This is a genomic window from Synechococcus sp. H60.2, from assembly GCF_047462315.1.
Taxonomy (GTDB): Bacteria; Cyanobacteriota; Cyanobacteriia; order Thermostichales; family Thermostichaceae; genus Thermostichus.
On sequence record NZ_JANSIZ010000096.1, the window covers coordinates 1 to 7,562 of the forward strand.

Annotated in this window: 4 protein-coding genes and 1 pseudogene; 2 read left to right on the forward strand and 3 right to left on the reverse strand. The window is 58.3% G+C overall.

Translation table 11 applies throughout. The features are described 5' to 3' along the window. Positions 1-373 precede the first annotated feature (373 nt). Entirely contained in the window at positions 374-1,936 is a 1,563-nt protein-coding gene (locus tag NW845_RS11765) for a serine/threonine-protein kinase (RefSeq protein WP_414378674.1), read from the forward strand. A gap of 62 nt (positions 1,937-1,998) precedes the next feature. Here NW845_RS11765 and NW845_RS11770 read toward each other — a convergent pair whose 3' ends face one another. The 3 genes from NW845_RS11770 to NW845_RS11780 form a co-directional block, all read right to left on the reverse strand. Continuing rightward, the gene (locus NW845_RS11770) at positions 1,999-2,367 is read right to left on the reverse strand and encodes a hypothetical protein (protein ID WP_414378675.1); all 369 of its coding nucleotides are present in this window, start codon (positions 2,365-2,367) and stop codon (positions 1,999-2,001) included. Beyond that, positions 2,345-3,166 carry a hypothetical protein gene (locus NW845_RS11775; RefSeq protein ID WP_414378676.1) on the reverse strand — a complete coding sequence of 274 codons (822 nt, stop codon included), beginning with the start codon at positions 3,164-3,166 and terminating at the stop codon, positions 2,345-2,347. The genes NW845_RS11770 and NW845_RS11775 overlap by 23 nt, the downstream gene beginning before the upstream one ends. A 223-nt stretch (positions 3,167-3,389) precedes the next feature. Then, positions 3,390-4,742, reverse strand: coding sequence for an FAD/NAD(P)-binding oxidoreductase (locus NW845_RS11780; RefSeq protein ID WP_414378677.1), 1,353 nt, complete (start codon positions 4,740-4,742; stop codon positions 3,390-3,392). A gap of 454 nt (positions 4,743-5,196) precedes the next feature. Between NW845_RS11780 and NW845_RS11785 the strand changes: the two are divergent. After that, positions 5,197-7,491: pseudogene (locus tag NW845_RS11785) on the forward strand (HAD-IC family P-type ATPase); the annotation flags it as partial. Positions 7,492-7,562 lie beyond the last annotated feature (71 nt).

Below are 7,562 nucleotides of genomic sequence, written 5' to 3' on the forward strand. Positions count from 1 at the left end.
TGGCATGATTTGCTCCCTAGAAATTGTGAAGCAATACATCCAGAATCAGTCAGAGGGTGCTATCCATCCCCACCGTAGAGACGGTGGGGAATTCCGCACCTTACGTTAAACCAGGTGAAAACACCTTGTCGCCGATCCAAGCGCTTCGCGCCGCCGCCGCGCTTGCGACAGCGTTGCGTAGCAATAACGACGTAGAGAAACGTTTCGTTGCTATTTGAATTGAAATGACCATAATCCCTGAGCCGATAGAGTTGCCGCTGCGCTCGCCCGGGGAGCCCTATCAGCGTTCGCCCCGCAACGAGCAGTTTTATGGACCGTCCATTTATTGATCCCCGTGACAGAATGGCCCTAGAGGCGGGGATTGAGGTCGCACATGGCTTGGGCAGTTGGCCAACACTTGCAGGGGGGGCGCTACCGCGTCGAGGCCATTTTGGGGGAAGGGGGCTTCGGCATCACCTACCGAGCCTGGGATAGCGTCCGCGCTGACTATGTGGTTATCAAGGTCTTGAACGACAGCCTCCGCGAGGATCCCGACTATCCTCACCTTCAGCAGAACTTCATGAACGAGGCGCTACAACTAGCTCGCTGCCACCATCCCCACGTGGTGAAGGTGGAAGAGGTGATCTGGGAGCAAGATCGCTGGTGCATTGTGATGGAGTACATCCGCGGCCAGACTCTGCACCAGCTTTTGCGCCAAAAGGGATCGTTGCCTCTGCCGGAAGCCCTGCGCCTGACGCGGGAGGTGGGATCCGCCCTCATGGCCCTGCACGAACAGGGGATCCTGCACCGCGATGTGAAGCCGGCCAACATCCTAGTACGGGAGGGATCTGGGCAGGCGGTGTTGATCGACTTTGGCCTGGCGCGGACTTACACGCAGGGGCTCATCCAACGCCACACCTCCTATGGCACCGATGGCTACGCCCCCCTGGAGCAGTACGACAGCCTGCGCCGCCGCGGCGCCTTCACCGATGTCTACGCCTTGGCCGCCACCCTCTACACCCTGCTGACAGGGATGGTGCCCTTGTGCGCGCCGGTGCGGGCTACAGGCCGTCAGTTGGATCCCCCCCGCAGCCTCAACCCCAGTATTCCTGAAGAGGTGGAGGCCGCCATCCTCAAAGGGATGGCTCTCCACCCCGAGGATCGCCCGCAAACGGTAGCCGAGTGGCTGGCTCTGCTGCCGGCAGAGAAGCAGCCAGCTACCTTTGAGCCCGCCATCCGCACTCAAGAGCTGCGGGAACTGGAACGGCTTCTGGTCCAGCAGCAACCTCAAGATGAGCTGGAGCAGCTCCTGGCCCAGCACTCGGCAGAAGAGCTGGAGCGCCTGGTGGCACCCCCTACCCCTGCCACAGCAAAAAGGGAGGCAGGCTCCAGATCCCCAATTTTCCCTAAGGTTGGTCGAGAGGGATCCCTGCCTGCAACCCCCTCCTGGCCCAACTGGGTGGGAGAAGCGGCTCCTGCCCTGCAAGGGCTGTGGGATCGGCTGCAGGCCGGCCAGTGGGGGGAAGCCGATCGCTGGACGACGGCTTTGCTGCTTAAACTCAGTGGGCGCTCCCAGGTGGGCTTTTTCGATCCCAAGGATGTTGAAGCTTTCCCCTGCCCGATGCTGCGGCTAATCGACCAACTTTGGACGCAGGCCAGCCATGGACGCTTTGGCTTTACCGTCCAGAAGCAGCTCTGGCAGGAGTGTGACTCGGAGAAAAGGGGAGGGCTCAGCTCGAGATCCTTCTCGGCCTTGCCCCGCGAAGCGTGTATGGGAGAGAAAGTGGGCTGGCAGATCCAGGGCCGCTGGCTGGAGTACGGGGAGCTCAAAACCAACTTGGAAGCGCCCAAGGGCCATCTGCCGGTAGGCTTTTTCTGGGGCTACTCAGGTGGCTTACGCGCGGCGCTGCTGATGCTGGATCGGGCGGTACTGAAAAAGTTCAAAGCCTGCCTGTAAAAAACTCTTCTCTCCCTGGGATAGCAAACGGCGAAAAAAGGTGAGAGTGTCCGCACCTTTCCTCAAGGAATTGGAGAGGATTGCTGGGCGCTCCCTCCTTTCTCCAAAAGGGAAGCTGCCCGAGGGTCTTCACGAACAGCCAGCCCCAGGTGAATCAGCGCTGTCTCAACAGTATTGACCTGCTCTGCTAGAGCTTTCCACCCTCTTGCTTTTACACCGTAGCGCTTGCCAAAGTAAGCCCGAGCAGCTGCAAAGGAAGCAAAAGATTTTTTGAGGGTCGCTGCTGTCCAGGGCTTGGCCTTCAGCCGTAGCCAGTTCCGTTGACCTTGCTGTTGTCTCTCAGCAACAAGTTGCCCTGTCAACTCAAGGAGCTCGGCATAATTGCGCCGCGAGGCGGCGATTGCCGTTTCAAGACTCTCGATGAGACCCATGGTTATCCTCCAGAGGTAACTTCTCTTGATAGTAAATATCCTGCTCGTTCTCCGGAAGCAACTTTCTAGAACCGGCAGAAGGCAGGTTAGTTTCAAAAATAGACATGATCTTGTTTAGGTAACTTTGCAGCAAGCTTCTAACCCCTGGCATGGGAAGGTGATCCACCACATTCTGAAGCTGGTCAAAGAGATGCTTAAGTCTCTTCAGATCTAAAATGGCACGACTGACAATCTCCTGAACTCGAAGCTGCTCTTCCGCAAGCTCTCTTATTCTATTGGCTAGCCTTTGATTTTCAAGCTCTTTTTCGGTGAGCAAACTTAAAGCTGCTTCCTCAGTCTCGACTATTTTAAGCTCAAGCTTTAGGTTCTGCTCTTCCAGAGACTCAATCTGCTCGATTAATAAATTTGACTCAAGCAAAGAATTAAGGCTAATACCCCTACTCAGTAGAAAGCTAACAAGTAAGTCGCTGCAATCTTGTCTTTGGAGCTGCAGTTCTCTGAGTTTAGGCTCTGCTAATTCCTTCAACACTTTATGAGCTATTCCTATCCCCAAGCAATCGCCGTCGCCATGTCCGGGAATAGTAACCCTCAAATTCCCGAGAACGGCTTGCGTGTGATGTCTGGCACGACGATGGATAATTTCCCAACCCCACTCTCTTGCTTGACGCAAGATATCCCGTTTCCGCCAATTTCTTGGAGACTGAGTAATGGCTTGAATCTCTCTCTCCTGCTGTATGACGTCCTCTCGCCTTTTAAGGAGATCAAGGAGATACTCTAGCTCCCCCTCGCTGAAACCCATGCAACAACGCCCTTGAGTGAGACTTTCATGCTCAGCTTATTCAGCTTTCAGCGAGACCAGGAGAACATCTCAAAAGTTGTTAACGTTAAGAGATACTTTGTAGCTTTTCCAGCAAGCTTTCTCAGTAACACCTAAGACAACACAGCAGCAGAGCGAGCAAGCTCTGTAAAAGAACTCCCCTCTCCTTTGGGGAGAGGGGCTGGGGGTGAGGGGGTGGGGAGCCCTAGTAGCGATGCACCAGCTTGTTGAGGGGCTTGAAGATATCCGCCTCAAATTTCTTGCCCTTGAGCATGCGGTTCCAGTACAGCCAAGGCAAGAGGTGCACCTTGGCCAGGTACATGGAGTAGCGCTCCCGCGTTGGATCCAGGGGGAAAGAAGGGGCGAGCTTCCCATCGTAGGCAAACTCCGCCATGATCAGGGAGTTATAGCCGGTGATCAGGGGGCAGCAGGTGTAGCCGTCGTAGCGGGCCGGCAGCGGCTTCGACTGCATGGCCGCCAAGAGGTTTTCCGCCAGCACCGGCGCCTGCTTGCGGGCTGCGGCTGCCGTCTTGGAAGTCGGCAGGGAAGAGGCATCCCCCAGAGCAAACACGTTGGGGTAGCGGGGGTGCTGCAGCGTCCACTTGTCCACCTCCACCCAGCCACCAGGTCCCGCGAGGGGGCTACGCTTGACAAAGTCCGGGGCGCTCATGGGCGGAGCCACGTGGATCATGTCGTAGTGCAGGCTTACCTCCTCTTTGCCATTGTCGGTGGTTACCTCAAAGATGGCCTCCTGCGTCTCGGGCCGGATGGCCTTGAGGTTGTGCCTGAACTTTACCTGGATCCCGCGCCGCTCCACCACTTTCTCCAGGGCGGCGCTGTATTCTGGCACCGCGAAGAGGGTGGGAGTGGCAGTACAAAAGATAACTTTGGTGTTGACCCCAACGCCGCTTTTGCTCTTAAAGACGTCGTCGGCCATGTACATGATTTTCTGGGGCGCGCCGCCGCACTTGATGGGAGTGGCGGGGTAGGTGAAGATGGCTGTGCCCCCCTGGAAGTTACGGATGGTCTCCCAGGTGTAGGGGGCGTAGTCTTTGGAGTAATTGCTGGTCACGCCGCCCTTGCCCAATGCTTCCGGCAGACCCTCGATCAGGTGCCAGTCAATTTGGATCCCGGGGGCCATGATGAGGTAGTCGTATTCGATAACTTGGCCGGCCTCGGTGATGACGCGGTTGTGATCCGGATCCAGCTCGGCCACCCGCGCCTGGATCCACTTGGCTCCCCTGGGGATGACGGTTTTTTCATCGCGAACAAACTTGGCCAGCGGCGCAATGCCCCCGCCCACCAGCGTCCAGCCGGGCTGGTAGTAGTGCTTGTCGGAGGGCTCGATGATGGCAATGTCGAGGTTGCGCTGGCGCTCCAGCAACTGGGCGGCTGCGCTGATGCCGGCTGCCCCTCCCCCGACAACAACAATCTGATGGCGAATAACTGTAGGAGAACTCCCAGAAGCAGCCCCCTGCACCTCGGAGCGCGCGCCGTTTTGCGGCACTGCTGCTGACTGGGCTTGCAATTCCCTTGGCTTTGTAGTCGGTACTACCATAACTCCCTCAAAACGGAAACAAAAAAAGAAACCGCTAGGCTCAATTGGCCATATTAAAAAACAGCAAAAGAGCCAGCTCACCTGTCCAGGAGCCCGGACAGGTCAGCCGAAGCCCTTTGGCTTCCTACAGGCTCTAGCTAATCATACTACCTAATAAGAATATGCTCATCCTTTCTATCTATCGAGAACTTTAAGCAAAACTTAGCCAGCTCCTTAAACGTTGTTGACGCTTGTCTTGGTAAAGAGCCCCCCGAAGGACACCTTGCCGGGAAGGGCCCATGGCATTGGTTAGGCTATCAGAGATAAGGAGGGCAGGCAGCCCATCCAACCCTCGCGGTGTTGTAACTCAAGACTCCGAATCATGGCTAAACCTTCATCCCTTGAGCTGCTCCCAGCCCCTGCCTGGCATGCCCTGTCGGAGGAGCAAGCCATCCAGGAACTCCTCGGAGAGGAGATGTCTTTGGCGGAGCTGTTGGAAAAGGGCCTCTCTCAAGCTGAAGTGGAGAAGAGGCAGCGGCAATACGGCCCCAATGAGCTGAAAGCCAAAGCTGCAACGCCGGCCTGGGTCAAGTTTCTGCAGCAGTTTAACCAGTCCCTCCTTTATATCCTGATGGTGGCTGGGGCGGTCAAGGCGTTCCTGGGATCCTGGCGCAACGCCATCGTGATCTGGGCGGTGGTGGTGATCAACGCCCTCATCAGCTACATCCAAGAGGCCAAGGCGGAGGAGGCAATCGCTGCCCTGGCCAAGTCGGTGGTGACTGAAGTCACGGTGCTGCGGGAGGGGCAGAAAGTGCGGCTGCCCTCGCGGGAGCTGGTGCCGGGGGATGTGGTGCTCTTGAGCTCGGGAGACAGGGTGCCCGCCGACCTGCGCCTGCTGAGTGCGCGCAACTTGCAGGTGGACGAATCGGCCCTCACGGGAGAGTCGGTGCCGGTGGAAAAACGGCTGGGATCCCTCCCTGAAGACACGCCTTTGGCCGACCGCCAGAACATGGCCTACGCCGGCAGCTTCGTCACCTTTGGCCAAGGGGCGGGGGTGGTGGTGGCCATTGGCAACCAGACCCAGACGGGCCGCATCTCCCAGCTCATTGAAGAAGGGGGATCCCTGCAAACTCCCCTGACGCGCAAGTTTGAGGCGTTCAGCCTGACCTTGCTGAAAATTATCCTCACCTTGGCTGCGCTCACCTTTTTGGTGGGCCTGGTGCAGGGCCAAGCGGCAGTGAGCGTCTTTGAGGCGGCAGTGGCGCTGGCGGTGAGCGCCATCCCCGAAGGCTTGCCGGCGGTAGTTACCGTAACCCTGGCCATTGGGGTTTCCCGCATGGCCCGCCGCCATGCCATCATCCGCAAGTTGCCGGCGGTAGAAACCCTGGGCAGCGCCACGGTGATTTGCTCGGACAAAACCGGCACCCTCACGGAAAACCAGATGACGGTGCAGGCCATCTACGCCGGATCCCGGCTCTACCGGGTTACCGGCAGTGGCTACAGCCCCCAGGGCCAAATCCTGTTTCAGGAAGCCAATTCCCCCGTCGAAATTCGCCAATGGCCTGCCCTGGAGGCTTGCCTAGTGGCCGGCTGCCTCTGCAACGACAGCCGCCTCCAACCCAAGGACGACGGTCAGTGGGAAGTGGTAGGGGATCCCACCGAGGCGGCTCTGCTCGTAGCCGCCCAGAAAGGGGGGCTGGATCGAGACGATCTGCAGCGCCGTCGCCCTCGCCTAGACAGTATCCCCTTTGAATCCGAGTTTCAGTACATGGCCACCCTGCACCGGTTGGGGCCGGAGGAGCACTGTATCTACGTCAAGGGATCCGTAGAAGCTCTCTTGCCCCGCTGCCGCAGCCAGATGGGTCCCCAAGGGGAGATCCAGCCCTTGGAAGCAGAGCGGATTTGCCAGCAGGTGGAGGCCTTGGCGCGGCAGGGGCTGCGAGTCCTGGCCTTTGCCCAAAAAGCCGTCCCCCCTAGCCAAACTCAGGTGGATCACTCAGATCTGCAGGAAGGGCTGATTTTCTTGGGCTTGCAGGGGATGATCGACCCGCCGCGGCCGGAGGCCATTGCCGCTGTGCGCTCCTGCCAGACTGCCGGGATCCAAGTCAAGATGATTACCGGCGACCATGTGCTTACAGCCCAAGCCATTGCTGAGCAGATGGGCCTGGGCGGTGGCAAACCGGTAAAAGCCTACAGCGGCCGGGATCTGGAGCAGCTTAGCCCAGAGGAGTTTGTCACTGCCGCCAAGGAGGGATCCGTCTTTGCGCGGGTGGTGCCGGAGCAAAAGCTGCGCCTGGTGAAGGCCTTGCAGTCGCAGGGTCAGATCGTGGCCATGACCGGCGATGGAGTTAACGACGCGCCGGCCTTGAAGCAGGCAGATGTGGGCATTGCCATGGGGCGAGGTGGCACCGAGGTGGCCAAGGCTGCCGCCGACATGATCTTGACCGATGACAACTTCGCCTCCATCGAGGCTGCCGTCGAAGAGGGGCGCACCGTTTACAACAACCTCCTTAAAGCCATCGCCTTCATCCTGCCGGTGAACGGGGGAGAGTCGATGACCCTTCTTCTTAGCGTGCTCCTCAACCGCGAGCTGCCCATTTTGGCCATTCAAGTGCTGTGGCTGAACATGATTAACTCCATCACCATGACGGTGCCGCTCTCCTTCGAGCCCACCACGGGGCGGGAGATGACCCAACCACCGCGGGATCCCAACGCCAATTTGCTCTCTCCTAGGCTGCTGCAGCGCATCCTACTGGTGTCGGTATTTAACGTAAGGTGCGGAATTCCCCACCGTCTATACGGTGGGGATGGATAGCACCCTCTGACTGATTCTGGATGTAT

Excerpts from the sequence above, each read along its gene's own strand:
- NW845_RS11765 (WP_414378674.1), top strand. The coding sequence starts at position 374 with ATGGCTTGGGCAGTTGGCCAACACTTGCAGGGGGGGCGCTACCGCGTC.
- NW845_RS11770 (WP_414378675.1), bottom strand. The coding sequence starts at position 2,367 with ATGGGTCTCATCGAGAGTCTTGAAACGGCAATCGCCGCCTCGCGGCGC.
- NW845_RS11775 (WP_414378676.1), bottom strand. The coding sequence starts at position 3,166 with ATGGGTTTCAGCGAGGGGGAGCTAGAGTATCTCCTTGATCTCCTTAAA.
- NW845_RS11780 (WP_414378677.1), bottom strand. The coding sequence starts at position 4,742 with ATGGTAGTACCGACTACAAAGCCAAGGGAATTGCAAGCCCAGTCAGCA.